At 69.5% G+C, this 14,284-nt stretch carries 14 protein-coding genes; 7 read left to right on the forward strand and 7 right to left on the reverse strand.

Annotated features, from left to right (window positions below):
- Positions 1 to 31: 31 nt before the first annotated feature.
- The 3 genes from EV137_RS07145 to EV137_RS07155 form a co-directional block, all read right to left on the reverse strand.
- Positions 32 to 1,093: a C40 family peptidase gene (locus EV137_RS07145; RefSeq protein ID WP_134127308.1), complete on the reverse strand. Its 1,062-nt coding sequence runs from the start codon at positions 1,091 to 1,093 to the stop codon at positions 32 to 34.
- Between the two features lie 213 nt (positions 1,094 to 1,306).
- On the reverse strand, positions 1,307 to 1,537 hold the full coding sequence (locus EV137_RS07150) for a hypothetical protein (protein ID WP_311136370.1): 231 nt from the start codon (positions 1,535 to 1,537) through the stop codon (positions 1,307 to 1,309).
- Positions 1,538 to 1,656: 119 nt separating this feature from the next.
- Complete coding sequence (locus EV137_RS07155; protein ID WP_133998935.1) at positions 1,657 to 2,964, reverse strand: NYN domain-containing protein; 1,308 nt, start codon at positions 2,962 to 2,964, stop codon at positions 1,657 to 1,659.
- A 174-nt stretch (positions 2,965 to 3,138) separates the two neighbouring features.
- Between EV137_RS07155 and EV137_RS07160 the strand changes: the two genes are divergently transcribed.
- The 3 genes from EV137_RS07160 to EV137_RS07170 all read left to right on the forward strand — a co-directional run bounded on the left by EV137_RS07160 (position 3,139) and on the right by EV137_RS07170 (position 8,407).
- Positions 3,139 to 4,944, forward strand: a complete 1,806-nt coding sequence (locus EV137_RS07160; RefSeq protein WP_134127310.1) for a DEDD exonuclease domain-containing protein — start codon at positions 3,139 to 3,141, stop codon at positions 4,942 to 4,944.
- A 95-nt stretch (positions 4,945 to 5,039) separates the two neighbouring features.
- On the forward strand, positions 5,040 to 5,327 hold the full coding sequence (locus tag EV137_RS07165) for an Lrp/AsnC family transcriptional regulator (RefSeq protein ID WP_133786133.1): 288 nt from the start codon (positions 5,040 to 5,042) through the stop codon (positions 5,325 to 5,327).
- 128 nt (positions 5,328 to 5,455) lie between these two features.
- Positions 5,456 to 8,407 carry a hypothetical protein gene (locus EV137_RS07170; RefSeq protein ID WP_134127312.1) on the forward strand — a complete coding sequence of 984 codons (2,952 nt, stop codon included), beginning with the start codon at positions 5,456 to 5,458 and terminating at the stop codon, positions 8,405 to 8,407.
- 103 nt (positions 8,408 to 8,510) lie between these two features.
- Here the strand turns inward: EV137_RS07170 and EV137_RS07175 are convergent, their stop codons facing one another.
- Positions 8,511 to 8,843 (reverse strand): hypothetical protein, encoded by a 333-nt coding sequence (locus tag EV137_RS07175; protein WP_166679792.1) that lies wholly within the window; start codon positions 8,841 to 8,843, stop codon positions 8,511 to 8,513.
- A 361-nt stretch (positions 8,844 to 9,204) separates the two neighbouring features.
- Here EV137_RS07175 and EV137_RS07180 point away from each other — a divergent pair, with 361 nt between their 5' ends.
- Both EV137_RS07180 and EV137_RS07185 read left to right on the forward strand, forming a co-directional pair.
- Entirely contained in the window at positions 9,205 to 9,525 is a 321-nt protein-coding gene (locus tag EV137_RS07180; protein ID WP_134127315.1) for a hypothetical protein, read from the forward strand.
- Entirely contained in the window at positions 9,498 to 10,172 is a 675-nt protein-coding gene (locus EV137_RS07185) for a hypothetical protein (RefSeq protein WP_238175141.1), read from the forward strand. The genes EV137_RS07180 and EV137_RS07185 overlap by 28 nt, the downstream gene beginning before the upstream one ends.
- 49 nt (positions 10,173 to 10,221) lie before the next feature.
- On the opposite strand, the gene trpD is transcribed toward EV137_RS07185, so the two are convergent.
- From trpD to EV137_RS07200, 3 genes are read right to left on the reverse strand one after another with little or no spacing between them, the layout of a single operon-like run.
- Positions 10,222 to 11,277 (reverse strand): anthranilate phosphoribosyltransferase, encoded by a 1,056-nt coding sequence (gene trpD, locus EV137_RS07190; protein ID WP_134127317.1) that lies wholly within the window; start codon positions 11,275 to 11,277, stop codon positions 10,222 to 10,224.
- A gap of 6 nt (positions 11,278 to 11,283) precedes the next feature.
- A complete protein-coding gene (locus EV137_RS07195; RefSeq protein WP_133998957.1) occupies positions 11,284 to 11,703 on the reverse strand; it encodes an Rv3143 family two-component system response regulator in 420 nt (139 codons plus the stop codon).
- A 46-nt stretch (positions 11,704 to 11,749) separates the two neighbouring features.
- Positions 11,750 to 12,667: a cytochrome c oxidase assembly protein gene (locus EV137_RS07200; RefSeq protein ID WP_134127319.1), complete on the reverse strand. Its 918-nt coding sequence runs from the start codon at positions 12,665 to 12,667 to the stop codon at positions 11,750 to 11,752.
- A gap of 82 nt (positions 12,668 to 12,749) precedes the next feature.
- Here EV137_RS07200 and ctaE point away from each other — a divergent pair, with 82 nt between their 5' ends.
- Both ctaE and qcrC read left to right on the forward strand, forming a co-directional pair.
- The gene (gene ctaE / locus EV137_RS07205; RefSeq protein WP_133998964.1) at positions 12,750 to 13,412 is read left to right on the forward strand and encodes an aa3-type cytochrome oxidase subunit III; all 663 of its coding nucleotides are present in this window, start codon (positions 12,750 to 12,752) and stop codon (positions 13,410 to 13,412) included.
- Positions 13,409 to 14,275, forward strand: a complete 867-nt coding sequence (gene qcrC / locus EV137_RS07210) for a cytochrome bc1 complex diheme cytochrome c subunit (protein WP_133998967.1) — start codon at positions 13,409 to 13,411, stop codon at positions 14,273 to 14,275. Before ctaE ends, qcrC begins: the two co-directional genes overlap by 4 nt.
- Positions 14,276 to 14,284: the final 9 nt, after the last annotated feature.

Here is a 14,284-nt window from a genome sequence, read left to right on the forward strand (position 1 = left end):
CCGGAGCCGATGAGCATGTCAACGTCGCAGGTCAGCCCGGACGGACCGCGGTGTTGTACGGGTTCTCGTCGAGCGGGGCGATCTCCACGCTCTTACCCGGACGGGGAGCGTGCACGATCCGGCCGTTGCCGAGGTAGATGCCGACGTGGCTGATCGGGCTGAAGAAGAAGACCAGGTCGCCCGGCATGAGCTCGGACTTGCTGACCCGGCGGCCCTCGCCGGCCTGCGCCTTCGACGAGTGCGAGAGGGAAACGCCGGCCTTGCCCCAGGCGTACATGGTCAGGCCCGAGCAGTCGTACGAGTTGGGACCTGCGGCGCCCCAGACGTAGGAGTCACCGAGCTGGGACAGGGCGGCGTTGATCGCGATCTTCGCGCGGCCACTGGCCGGAACGTTCGGCAGGTTCTTGTCATCGCCGGTCCGGTCGCCGTCACGGGTCGGGCGCTGCTTGCGCGCCTCCTCCGCCTCCTTGGCGTTCTCTTCCTCGATCCGCTTGCGCTCGGCGTCGCTGAGCTTGTCGAGCACCTTCTGGGCGGCGTCGAGCTTGGACTGGAGCTGAGCCTTGAGCGCGTCCTGCTTCGCCTGCACGGCCTGCAGCGCGGCCAGCTCGGTCTGTGCGCTCGCCTGCAGGTCGGTCAGCTTGCCCTGCGCGACCTGGTAGCGACGCAGCGCCGAGTTCTGCTGGCCGGCGAAGGCCTGCGCGGTGGACGCCTGGCTGAGGAACTGGTCGGGGTTGCTCGACAGCAACAGCTGCGCCGTCGTGGAGATGCCCGAGGTCTGGTAGCCGGCCACCGCGAGGGAGCCGATCTGCCGCTTCACCGAGTCCACCTGGGCCTGCTGCTTGGCGATACCGGCCTGCAGGGCCTTCACCCGGGCGGACGACGCGGTGATCTGCCCGCGTAGGTCGTTGGCCGACTCACCTGCCTCTTCGGCCTGGTGCTGGAGCGTGGCGATCTGCTGCTTCGCCTGCTCCAGAGTGGGCTTCGGGTCGGCGTCCGCCGCTCCCTGGATGAAGATCACTCCCGCGACGACAGCGGTGCTGGTGATGGCGGCGAGGGCGATTCCCCTGGTGCGGTTGATGCGTCCGATGGACACAGCCCGGTCGGTCCCTTCCTCTGCTCGCGCCGTCCCCGTTGACCAGGCCTGCCGCGGACAGCTGTCCACGGATCCGCCGGATCACTCCCTCGGCTTGCTGCTGCCCGGTCGGCCGGAGCGGCCGACACCCTGAGGCAACGAGAGGTAACAGTAGTGACCGTTTCGTGACCAGTGCAATTCGCCCCTCGGGTTTGATCCAAAATTTACGAAGGATCACCCTGACCCAACGGCCGTTTCGTCTTCTCCGGCAGGCGATTCGGCAGCAATGTCCGGCTCGACACTACTGACCGCGTGCACGAGGCGCAGCGGTGGGACCAGGCCCGAGTCCGCGAGCGCGTCCAGGGCGGCCTTCTCGTCGTCGTCGATGCGCAGGCTGCCGGACCGTTCCTCCGAGAATCCGAGCACCACCGTGACGACGCAGTCCTGGCACCCCGGGCCCTTCATCACACAAGCGTCGCAGTCGATCAGCACAACATCCTCCAAGTGGGGAAGCACCCGGACTTGCATCCGGCTGAGAAGGACGCTAGAGAACCCCGCCGACAGTTTTTGTTGCCCGCCAGGGCCTACGTGCGTGCGATGCGTGCGGTCAGGCTGCTCGCGGACAGTGCGCGGGCGCCGAGTTTGATGATGCTTTCGGCAACCTCACGGTCGGTGGAGACGACCACCACCGGGCGGCCGGGAGGCTCGGCGCGGACCAGTTGCCGGATCACCTCGTCGGCGATCACCCCGGCCGGACTGAACCGCACACGCACACCACGCGGTGGATTCAGCTGCACCGGCCCCGACAGTTCGGCGCCGTCGAACACCACAGTGACCTCGATCCGGCGTTGCGCGACCAGTGCACCCAGAGCTGTGACGAGTCGCTGACGCTGCGAGTGCAACGGCGAGTTCGGCCAGGCGGTCTTCGTCACGTTGTAGCCGTCGATGATCAGATGCACCTGCGGCAACGCCAGCAGTTCGTCGAACAACGCCGGGTCGTCCTCAGGCGCCGTACGTCCGACCGGGGCCGCGTCGGGCTCGGAGCCGGCCACGGTGTCCGCCGGACGGAGCTCTCCCCCGGGCGGCAACGCCAGCTCGCGGCGCAGGCCGCTCGCTGCCTCGAGCACCGTGTCGAGCAACAGCCGGGTGCGCGTCGACGCGAGCTCCCGCTCCTGTCCCGCCGTACGCCGGGCCGCGTGCTCGACCGCTTCCAGTTCGGTGATCCGGGTGCGGAGCTTGCGCAGTTCACGCTCGACTTCGGCACGTGCCGCGTCGACGCGTTCGTCGGCGCTCTCGGCCTCTTTGGTGCGTTGCTCGACCTCGGTCTGCAGGCCGGTGATCCGCTGCCGTGCCTCGTTGAGCTTGCGCCGGAGCGTGACGTTCTCGGCCTTGAGCTCGTTGACCTGTTCACGAAGCCGTTCGCGGACCTGCCGGGTCTCGGTGCGCGCCTGGTCGAGCTGGTCGGCGAGCCGGTTGACGGCTTCCTCGTCGGCGCGCGGATTCTCCACCGGGACCTGGGCGGCCGCGGCGACGCGCTGCTCCCAGTCGTCCGGGCGCAGCAGGTACGCGAGCGCGGCGACCTCCACCGGATCCGCGGCCGGTACGGCGACACCGTCGGCCACCGCATCGCCGAGCTCCGGGTGCTCCCGCCGTACCTCGAACGCGGTGAGCCGGCGGAAGTGGTCGTCGGTCTCCAGGATCGGCCCGAGCACCGAGGCGGACAGCTTCGCCCGCTTCGCCGGCGCGAAACTGGCGAACCGGCGCAGCGGCGCGGGGATGTCGGACGCGGGCAGCTGGCCGAGTGCGTGCGCGGCGAGGGTCAGGACGCGTTGCCGGACCGGTTCAGGCAAAGTCGTAGCGGCGGAGCTCGCGGCGGTGCCGGCCTCAGTCACCGGTCCGCAGTCCGGCCGGAACGATGAGCTGGCTGGGCCAGTGACGCAGACCACAGCGAACGGGCATCCGGCCCGGAATCGCGGTGATCGCCTGTGTACGCATACAGAGAGCCTAGTCGACTCGCAGGCGTGTCACCTGCGGAATTGTCGGTGGCGGCTCTTAGCGTCGTGGCCATGACCAGCCCAGCGCATGCGCCGGCCCAGGATTCCGGAGCGCATCCGTTGCTGCCGATCCGCGGTGTGCAGCACAGCTTCGACGACCTGGGGACGCCGTTGCGGGACGTCACGTTCTGCGTCGTCGACCTGGAGACCACGGGCAATCCGCCGGGCGAGGGCGGTATCACCGAGATCGGCGCGGTCAAGGTGCGGGCCGGCGAGGTGATCGGCGAGTTCCAGACGCTGGTGAACCCGTCGGAGTCGATCCCGCCGTTCATCGCCGTACTGACCGGCATCACGAACGGGATGGTTGCCACGTCCCCCCGGATCGAGTCGGTGCTGCCCGCGTTCCTGGAGTTCGCGCGAGGCTGCGTGATGGTCGCCCACAACGCGCCGTTCGACATGGGCTTCCTGAAACACGAGAGCCTGGTGCACGGGTACGACTGGCCCGACTTCGCGGTCGTCGACACGGCGCTGCTGGCGCGTCGCGTGATTACCCCGGACGAGGCGCCGAACTGCAAACTCGGCACGCTGGCCAAGCTGTTCCGGACCACGACCACGCCGAACCACCGCGCACTGTCCGACGCCCGCGCCACCGTCGACGTGCTGCACGGGCTGTTCGAGCGGGTCGGGTCGTTGGGCGTGCAAACGGTGGAGGACCTGCAGACGTTCTCGTCGCGGGTCGCGCCGGCCGTCCGGGCCAAGCGCCACCTGGCCGAGTCGTTGCCGCACGCACCGGGTGTGTACCTGTTCACCGACGACCGCGGCGAGGTGCTGTACGTCGGGAAGTCCAAGGACCTGCGCACGCGGGTCCGCTCGTACTTCACCGCCTCCGAGACCAGGAACCGGATCGGCGAGATGGTCGGCATCGCGACGGCCGTCCGCGGGATCGAGTGCGGGACGCCGCTGGAGGCCGAGGTACGGGAGCTGCGGCTGATCGCGGAGCACAAACCGCGGTACAACCGGCGGTCCAAGTTCCCGGAGCGGCAGCACTGGCTGAAGGTCACGGTCGAACCGTTTCCGCGGTTGTCGCTGGTCAAACAGGTGCGCGACGACGACGCCGGGTACCTCGGGCCGTTCAGCTCGCGGAAGACGGCCGAGCGGGCGATGGCCGCGCTGCACGAGGCGTTCCCGATCCGGCAGTGCACCGCGCGGATGTCCAGGCACCCGCAGTTGTCGCCGTGCGTGCTGGCCGAGATGGGTCGCTGCGTCGCGCCCTGCGACGGGCGGATCTCGATGGATTCGTACGGCGAGTTCGTCGAGGCGCTGCGGTCGGCGCTGACCGTGGACCCGACACCCGTGGTGGACGCGCTCGACCGGCGGATCGACGTCCTGTCCGCGGACGAGCGGTTCGAGGACGCCGCGGTCCATCGGGACCGGCTGAGCGCGTTCGTGCGGAGCTCGGCGCGGATGCAGCGGATGGCGTCGCTCACTGGATGCGCCGAGATCTGTGCCGCCAGGCGCACCGACGACGGCGGCTGGGAGTTGCACGTGATCCGGCGCGGGCGACTGGCGGCGGCCGGGTTCAGCCCGCGTGGGACCGACCCGCGGCCGCATCTGGAGATGCTGCGCGCTTCGGCCGAGACGGTGCTGCCCGGGATCGGGCCGGTCGCGGCGGCGTCACCGGAGGAGATCGAGCTGATCCTGCGCTGGCTCGAGCTCCCGGGCATCCGCCTGGTCGAGATGGACGGCACCTGGACCTGCCCGGTCGGCGGCGCCGGGCGGCACCTCACGCGCCTCGACAACTCGCACACCGACAACCACAAGCACCCCACCGAACGTCGCCGCAACCTCCGCCCGCTGGGCCCTGCTCGGGTTGGTTAGGCCTCGACGACGGCGACGGCGGTGCGGCGCCTCGGCCACACTATGCTTCGGCCCATTGAGGTGTGAGTTCTGGACGGGTGTTAGGAGAGGACGGCATGGTCACCGCGATCGTGTTCATCAAGGCCGACGTCGCACGGATCCCTGAGGTCGCCGAGCAGGTGGCGGCCATCGACGGCGTCAGCGAGGTGTACTCCGTGACCGGCGGGCTCGACCTGATCGCCCTCGTCCGGGTCGCGCGGCACGACGACCTGGCCACCGTCATCCCCGAGCACGTCAACCGGGTCCCGGGGGTGCTGAGCACCGAGACGCACATCGCGTTCCGCGCCTACTCGAGCCACGACCTGGAAGCCGCCTTCAGCCTGGGCCAGGAGGACGGGATCTAGTTCCTCTGGGACTGACTTTCCGATCCGACTGACACGAGCTGAAGTTACGGTGAATACATGAACGTCCGGGGTCAGTTTCTTGCCGAGCAGGTCCGCGCCTTCGCGCCGGTGCCGAAGCGAGGACGCGGATGAGCAACCCGCCCGCCGGCTGGTACCCCGACCCCACCGGCCAGCCGCACACGATCCGCTTCTGGAACGGGGAGAAGTGGACCAACAAAACCGCACACGAGGACGAGGCCGCGGCCCTGGCCGCGGCAGCCGAAGAGTCCACGGCCAAGGACGACCCCACACCGACCCCACACCCAGCGGAGCCCGCCTCTTCGCAGCCGACCGAGCCCGCCCAACAACAACCCCGGCCAACGCAACCGGACCCCGAGCCCGCCCAGCAACAGTTCTGGCCCGCGGAGCAGAACGCGCAGCCCGAGTCCGCTCAGCAGCCGTGGTCAGCCGACCAGTTCACGTCGTACGACCAGCCCAACCCAGACACCGAGCAGACTCAGCAGCAGCCGTGGTCAGGTAACCAGCAGCCCTGGACAGCAGATCAGCAGCCGTGGTCGGCAGACCAGTTCAGCTCGTACGAGCAGGCTGACCCGAACACCGAGCAGACCCAACAGCAACCGTGGTCTGCACAACAGCCGTGGCCGGAGCAACAGTCCACCCCCGCCGACCAGTCGCAGCAGCCGTGGACCGCCACCCAGCAGCCCTGGTCGGCCGACCAGTTCAGCTCCTACGACCAGCCCGCCCCAGACGCCGAGCAGACCCAGCAACAGTCCTGGCCTACTCAGCCGGAGCCGACGCCGCAGCAGTCGCCCCAGCAGGGCAACCCGAGCGCGCCCACCCACGAGCAGTCCCACCAGCAGCCGTGGTCCGCACAACAGCAGTGGCCGGAGCAACAGTCCACCCCCGCCGACCAGCCGCAGCAGCCGTGGACCGCCACCCAGCAGCCCTGGTCAGCCGACCAGTTCACGTCGTACGACCAGCCCACGCCGGACCAAACCCCGCAGCAAGCGACCCCTCAGAACTGGGGCGCCGAGCAACAGCCCGTTCAGCCTGTGCAGAGTGAGTCGCAGGCGCCCGGGTTGCGGGCGGTGCAGGAGACCGGCGCCGGCGACGCGGCTCAGGCCGACCAAGCGAGCGGAGGCGGATGGTGGCAGCCTGCCCCCACCCCGCAACTGTGGAGCTCACCGTCCACGGGCAACGACGCGCCTGCATCCGGCGGCGCACGCCTGCGCGCAGTCTCCCCGGCGCAGCCGGACCCGTCCGCACAGACTGACGCTGCGCCCACGGCGTCTGCTGGTGAACCTGCGCCCTCGGCCGCTCCTACTGCCAAGGCTGCGTCCTCGGCCGCTGCTGGTGAGGCTGCGTCCTCGGCGTCTGTTGAGGAGGAACTGAGCGCGGCGGATCGTGCCCGCGCGACCTGGGGTGCGCCGGAGTTGGCGCCCGCGCCACCGGACCACTGGACGCAGCGCGAGATCTCGGAGTTCGAAGCAGCACAGGCCGCGGCGGACGCCGACGTACAGCCGGAGGAACAGTCCAGCGGCTGGACCCTCAAGCTCGCCCCCGAACCGGCGGCCGGTCAGCAGGCGGCCGACGCACAAGCACCGCAGACCGCGGACGGCCGAGCCGCTGAGACAGCGGACGAGCAAGCGGCACAGGTCGCGGACGAGCAAGTGGCGCGGGTGGCTGATGAGCGGGCCGCGGACGAGCTGGCTGCGGACGAGCTGGCTGCGGAGCAGGCGGCGGATGAGGCAGAGGCGGCCGGCCTGCAGCCGAACTGGGGAAGCCAGTCCGGAGACGAGCAGGACCAGGAGGCTACTGACATCCCCGCGTGGGGTGTCGAGACTGCGGACGACGCTGACCCGAAGACGTCGAAGCAGGCCGCTCCCCTCTGGACCGTGCCAGGAGCGCCGGACACTGCTCCGGACCAGCCGGTGCAGCTCTGGGGCGACCAGCCTCAGCAGCCGACGCCTGCTCAGGACCAGAACTGGAACGGACAGCAGGTTGGCAGCCAGGGCACCGGCGCGGCACCCGCTGCGCAGCCGGGACAGGTGTGGGGCTCGCAGCAGGCAACCGCAGGCGCGCAGACGGGCCAGCAGGGCGGCGATCAGTCGTGGGGCGGGCAGTCCTGGCCTGTAGAGCAGCCCAGCAACCAGCAGAACGTGCAGCAAACCGCGCAGCCGCAGTGGGGCGTCCAGCAGGGTGCTGGAGTGCAGCAGAGTGGTCAGCAGCCGTGGGGCGATCAGCAGACGCAGCGTGCCTGGGGTGACGACGGCAACGAGGCTTGGGGCGGCCAGACCGACCTGAGTACCGGTGTCGGCAAGCGGGACGGCAAGAGCAAGAAGAAGTCCAAGAGCTCCGGCGGTGGTGGTCCGTTCGGCGGGAAGATGCCGTTGATCATCGCCGGCGGTGTCGCGGTCGTGCTGCTGATCGTCGCCGCGGTGGTACTGCTCACCAAGGGCGACGACACGACGGCGAACCCCGATCCGACCGGTACGCCGACGCAGAGCGGCTCGCCCTCTCCGACGAACCAGTCCAGCACCAAGCCTGGTCAGTCGAAGGACCCGAAGCTGCACGAGGGCGCCGGGCGGATCGCGTCGGACGCGATCTCGTTCCCGCGCCGCAACCCGCCGTGGTCGGACCGCAAGCGCCTCGTCCAGCAGCTGATCAACTCGAACGGCCAGCGCATCGTGCTGAAGGAAGACGTCGTCGAAGGGGACGACTGGAGCGCGGACATCTTCGTCGGCGCGCTCGGTACCGGGTCCGGGTTCAACGGCGACCCCAAGGCGACCGCGGCGTCGCTGTCGATCAAGCTGCGCGAAAACATGTACGGCAACATCCCGGTGACCTTCAAGACGGTCGCCAACGGCCCCGTGAAGCGGACCGAGAAGGCGGGCTGGGTCTTCCAGCAGACCGTGACCGCGACGACGACCGCGGTGACCGATCGGGTGCTTACCCTGACGGTGGCCGTCTTCGACCTCGGTGACGGGACCGCGGTCGCGTACATCAGCGGCATCCCGAACAACCGCCCGGACCTGAAGAAGGCCGCGGACCAGGCCTACCTAGGAATCAACGTTGGCTGAGAACGAAGACCAGAACCCGACGCGCCCCAACACCCCGGCGGGCACGTCGGACAGCTCCGCACGCCCGGGACAGGACGGTTCGTCGGATGCGCTGTTCGGGCAGTCACCTGCCCCGGCGCCTCCTCCCCCGCCACCGGTCCGGCCGCAGCACGCAGCCCCACCACAACAGCATTGGACCAGCCAACCGCCGCAGCCGGCGAACCCCCAGCAACCACAGCAGCCGGGCACACAACAGTTCGGCGCACCGCGGCCGGGCGCGCCGCAGTCGGGTGGCCAGCAGCCAGGTCCGCAGCAGGCTGGTGGGCAGCATGTGCGGCCGCAGCACGCGGCTCCTCCAGTTGGTCCGCAGTACGGCGGCCAGCGGCCGGTACCGCCTCAGCCGGGGCAGCCGGGGCAGCCGGGGCAGGCACAGCCGGGCCAACCGCAAGCCGGGCAACCACAATCACCTCCCGGACAGCCGGGTCCTGCACAGCCGGGGCAGATGTGGGGTGTGCAGCAGCCGGGTCAGCGGCCCGGTGGCTGGCAGGAGCAGGCGACCGGGCCTCAGCCTGGCCGGCCGCAGTTCGGTCAGCAGAACTCACCGAACGGCGGTCCGCAGACTCCTCAGCAGCGCGGACCGCAGGGTCCTCACCAAGGCGGTCCGCAGGGTCCTCAGCAGCGTGGGCCGCAGGGTGGGCCGTTGGCGTTCACCGAGGTGATCTCGCGGGCGGCTGGACCGTACACCGCGGGAGCGGCCGGGCAAGGTGCTGGAGCGGCCGGGGGTGCTGGGCCCGGTGGGCAGGGTGCTGGAGCGCCCGGTGGGCAAGGTGCTGCTGCGGGCGGGCATGGCGCTGGGCAAGGTGCTGGGGCCGTCGGTGGGCAGGTTGGTGCGCACGGTGCCGGTCAGTCCGGTGGGCAGGGGCTTTGGTCGGCAGGCGCGCAAGCAGGTGGACAGGGTGCGGGAGCGCATTCAGCCGGGCACCGTGCAGGTACTCCCGGTGGGCACTCGGGTGGGCACGGTGCGAGTACGGCCGGGGCGCACTCGGCTGGGCATGCTGCTGGAGCGGGAGGTAACGGGCGGGCTCGGGCCATTGGGGCTGTGGTTCTCGTGGTGGCTGCGTTGGCTGCGACCGGCTTGAGTGTGGGATGGGTCTGGACCAAGGCCGAGGCCGTTTCCCCGGTGCCGTTGCCCACCGTGGGGAAGCCGATGGAGACGGTCAATCCGTCGGCGAAGCCGACGAAGACGCCGACGCCGTTCGGCAAGGTCCTCGGGACCGAAATGGTTGCTGCGAACAACGACACGATGCCGATCATGAGTTCGGCCTGGGGCAACAACTACGAGCGCGCCGGCCTGTGGGGCGGCGCCGCGATCTGGCTGACGGTGCACAGCAACTACGACAAGGGCAAGAGCTGGGGCAACTACGTCGCCTTCGGCCAACTCCCGCCGGACATCACGTACACGAACACCGCGGCCGGCCTCAAGCAGGCGTCGATCCAGGTCGGCGGCCGCGCGCTCTACAACCTGTACGACAAGGACGCGCAGGTCATCAAGGGCAGCGCCACGCACAAGGCGATCTCGGTCAACGGCCACCCGGGCCACGAGCTCGTCGCGAAGGTCGCCGTCAAGGTGCCGAAGCTGCCGGAGACGTTCTCCACGATCATGATCGCGGTGGTCGACCGCGGTGACGGTACGGCGGCGGTGTCGATCGCCGACATCGCCGGTTCCACCCCGGCCTGGCAGAACGTCTGGCGCTACAAGGTCTCCCAGATCAAGCTGAGCAAGTAGAAAGGGCCGGCGGGGAAAATCACCCGCCGGCCCTTCTGCTGTGACAACCTCAGCCGCGCACCTCGGCGCAAGCAGCGATCCACCGGTCCAGCACGTCCTTCGCCGCCCCGGAGTCGATCGCCTCGGCCGCGCGGTCCATCCCGGTCCGGATCCGCTCCGTCACGCTGCCGGTCTCCGGCGTGTACGCCGCCAGCGCCGCGCCGGCGTTCAGCAGTACGACGTCCCGCACCGCCCCCGGCTCACCGTCGACGAGTGCGCGCACGACCTTCGCGTTGAACGTCGCGTCAGCGCCCTTCAACGCGTCCGCGGACACGGGCTCGATGCCCAGCTCCTGCGGATCCAGCGTGATCGGACCCTCGACCTTGCCGCCGCCGACGACCCACACCTGCGACGTCGTACGCGTGGTCAGCTCGTCCAGCCCGTCGTCGCCGTGGAACACCAGCGCATCGATCCCGCGACGCGCCAGTACGCCGGCCATCAGCCCGGCGATCCGCCCGTCGCCGACGCCGACCGCCTGCGCCGACGGGTTGCCGGGATTCGCCAGCGGACCGAGGAAGTTGAACGTGGTCGGCACCCCGAGCTCACGGCGCGGTACGGCGGCATGCCGCAACGCGGGGTGGAACGCCGGAGCGAAGCAGAACGTGATCCCGGCCCGCTCCCCCACCTCGGCCACCTGTTCCGCGGTCAGGTCGAGCGGGATGCCCAGTTCCTCGAGGACGTCGGCCGCGCCGCAGGCCGACGACGCCGCGCGGTTGCCGTGCTTCAGCACCTTCGCGCCGGCGCCCGCGGCGACGATCGCGGACATCGTGCTGATGTTCACGGTGTGGGCTTGGTCACCGCCGGTGCCGACGACGTCGAGCGTCCGGCCGGGCACCGAGATCCGGGTGGCGAAGTCGCGCATCGTCGCGACCAGTCCCTCGACCTCGGTCACCGTCTCGCCCTTGGAACGCAGCGCGATCACGAACCCGGCGAGCTGCGCGGGCGAGGCCGCGCCGGACAGGATCTGCTCCATCGCCCACGCGGTGGCGGACGCCTCCAGGTCCTCATGCCGCAGCAGCGGATTGAGCACCTGGGGCCAGCTGTAGGCGGCCCCTGGATCGGACATGGCGCGTCAGGCGGTGGTGGCAGGCAGCTTGGCCAGCCGCTGGCGGAGCAGGTCCGCGGTGACCTCGGCCAGCTTGATCGGGTCGATCGGGTGCGACACCGCGCCCTCGGCCCGCGACCAGGTCGCCAGCCACGCGTCCTGCGGACGGCCGGTGATGACGAGCACCGGCGGGCACTGGAAGATCTCGTCCTTCAGCTGCCGGGCGATCCCCATGCCACCGGCCGGGACGGCCTCGCCGTCCAGGATGGCCAGGTCGATCCCGCCCTTGTCCATGGTCTTGATGACGGCCGGCTCGGTGGCGCACTCGACGTACTCGAGCTCGGGCAGATCGGCCGTCGGCCGCTTGCCGAGGGCCAGCCGGACGGACTCCCGCGTCGTACGGTCGTCGCTGTAGACCAGGACCTTCAGCGGACGCTCTGAACTCATCGATCCATCCCAAGCTTGTTCAAAAGACGACTGGACACCCGGAATGCTACCGGGGCGCCTGTCCGGCCCGGCGAGCCTGTTCCTCCAACCGGTCCAGGCGGCGGTCCTCACGGCGCGCCTCACGCTGTGACTCACGCACCCATTGGACGAACAGTACGGCGAAGAACACCACGCCCACGATGTCGCCGGAGCCCCACAGCAGACCGCCCGCGATGTACTGGTCACGCAGCGGCGACGGCGACCAGGAGCGGCCGAAGCTGGTGTACCAGTCCTCGGCGATCAGCTTGTCCGCGGACATGATCGTGATGCCGAGGAACGCGTGGAACGGCAGTGTGAGGAACGTCAGGATCAGCCGGAACGGGTAGATCACCCGGCCGGGCACCGGGTCGAGCCCGAGCAGCGGCCAGAAGAACAGCGAGCCGACCAGGATGAAGTGCACGTGCAGCAGGTCGTGGAGGACGGTCGACCGGAGCGTGGCGTCGTACCAGCCGCTGAAATAGAGCACCCAGGGGCTCAGGACGAACAGCGTGAAGCCGATCATCGGGAAGCAGATCACCTTCGCGAACCGCGAGTGCAACACGGAGAGCAACCATTTCCGCGGCTGCCGCGGCAGCGTCCGGAGCGCCAGCGTGACCGGCGCGCCGAGCGCCATCGCGAGCGGCGTCAGCATCGACAGGATCATGTGCTGCACCATGTGCACGCTGATCAGGACCGTGTCGTAGGTGCCGAGCGCCGACTGGGTGGCGATCACGGCGCTTCCCAGCCCGACGCCGACGAACGCGAACGTCCGGCCGCGGGACCACTTGTCACCGCGTTTGCGCAGCTTGTGGACGCCGTACAGATAGACCGCGCCGAGGACGACGATCACGGCGAGTAACACCGGTTCGAAGGTCCATGCCGTCAGCAACCGGAGCGGTGTCAGCGGCTCGATCCGGTCGCCGGGCGTGGCGTGAAGGGGAAGCACGCTTCCACAGTAGAAACCATTAGTTGCCGACATGCATGGGGGTGGTCGTGTCAGTTGATACGAGGACCGACATAATGACCGCGTGGCCACTGCAACCGCGCTCCCAGCGTCTCGTGAACACGGACACCACGACCGTCCCAGCATGGTCAGTGTCGGCACGATCGTCTGGCTCTCGAGCGAACTGATGTTCTTCGCCGCCCTGTTCGCGGCGTACTTCACGATCCGGTCGGTGACGACCGCCGCAGCCGCTCCGGGCACGGAGACGCTGTGGGAGGTCATGACGCACCACTTGAACGTCCCGTTCGCCTCGGTGAACACGTTCATCCTGGTCGCGTCGTCGTTCACCTGCCAGGCCGGAGTGTTCGCCGCCGAGCACGGCAAGGTGGGCCGGGTCGGCTCGCTGGCGAACCCGCGGAACTGGGGCATGCGTGAGTGGTTCATCCTCACGTACCTGATGGGTGCCGTCTTCATCGCCGGACAGGTGACCGAGTACGCCGAGCTGATGCACGAGGGCATCTCGATCTCGTCGAACGCGTACGGGTCGGTGTTCTACCTGGCCACCGGCTTCCACGGTCTGCACGTGACCGGCGGCCTCATCGCTTTCGTGTTCGTCCTGGCCAGGACGTACATGGCTCGTAAGTTCACCCACGAACAGGCCGTGACGGCGATCGTCGTGTCGTACTACTGGCACTTCGTCGACGTGGTCTGGATCGCCCTGTTCGCGACCATCTACCTGCTCAAATGAGTGAGAAGAGACCTTCCTTGTCACCGGCGCGCTTTCTCTCCGCGCGACGACGGCACCGGTCCGCCGGCCTCGTCGTGCTCCTGTTCGGCCTCCTGGCAGTGGGGTCGGCGTACGCCGCCTTCGCCCCTGACAACGCGGTGGCGGACAACTCGGCCCAGTCGCAGCAGATCGAGGAGGGCAAGAAGCTCTTCGCGGTCGGCTGCTCCAGCTGCCACGGCCTGAACGCCGAGGGCGGCGGGAACGGCGAGGGCAAGATGGCCGGCCCGTCGCTGATCGGCGTCGGCGCGGCCGCGGTCGACTTCCAGGTCGGCACCGGCCGGATGCCGGCGATGCAGCCGGGCGCGCAGATCCCGCGCAAGGCCCCGGCGTACTCGCAGGAGGAGATCGAGGCCCTGGCGGCGTACGTCGCCTCGCTGGCCCCCGGCCCCTCGGTCCCGGGCTCGGAGTCGTACGACGTGAGCAAGGCCACCGACGAGCAGGTCACCCGTGGCGGCGAGCTGTTCCGCACCAACTGCACGGCCTGCCACAACTTCGCCGGTCGTGGCGGCGCGCTGCCGAACGGCAAGTACGCGCCGTCGCTGATGGGCGTCAGTGAGAAGCACATCTACGAGGCCATGCTGACCGGCCCGCAGCAGATGCCGGTCTTCTCCGACCAGGTCATGCAGCCGGAGGACAAGCGCGACATCATCGCGTACCTGAAGGCGCTGGAGACCCAGAAGGACCCGGGCGGCTTCGGACTCGGCCGGCTCGGCCCGGTGTCCGAGGGCCTGTGGGGCTGGTTCGTCGGCATCGGCCTGCTGGTAGCGGTAGCGGTCTGGATCGGCGCCAAGGGCGTCAAGGCCAAGGGAGCGAAGGCCAAGTGAGTGACAAGA

The organism is Kribbella pratensis, from assembly GCF_004366075.1.
Lineage (GTDB): Bacteria > Actinomycetota > Actinomycetes > Propionibacteriales > Kribbellaceae > Kribbella > Kribbella pratensis.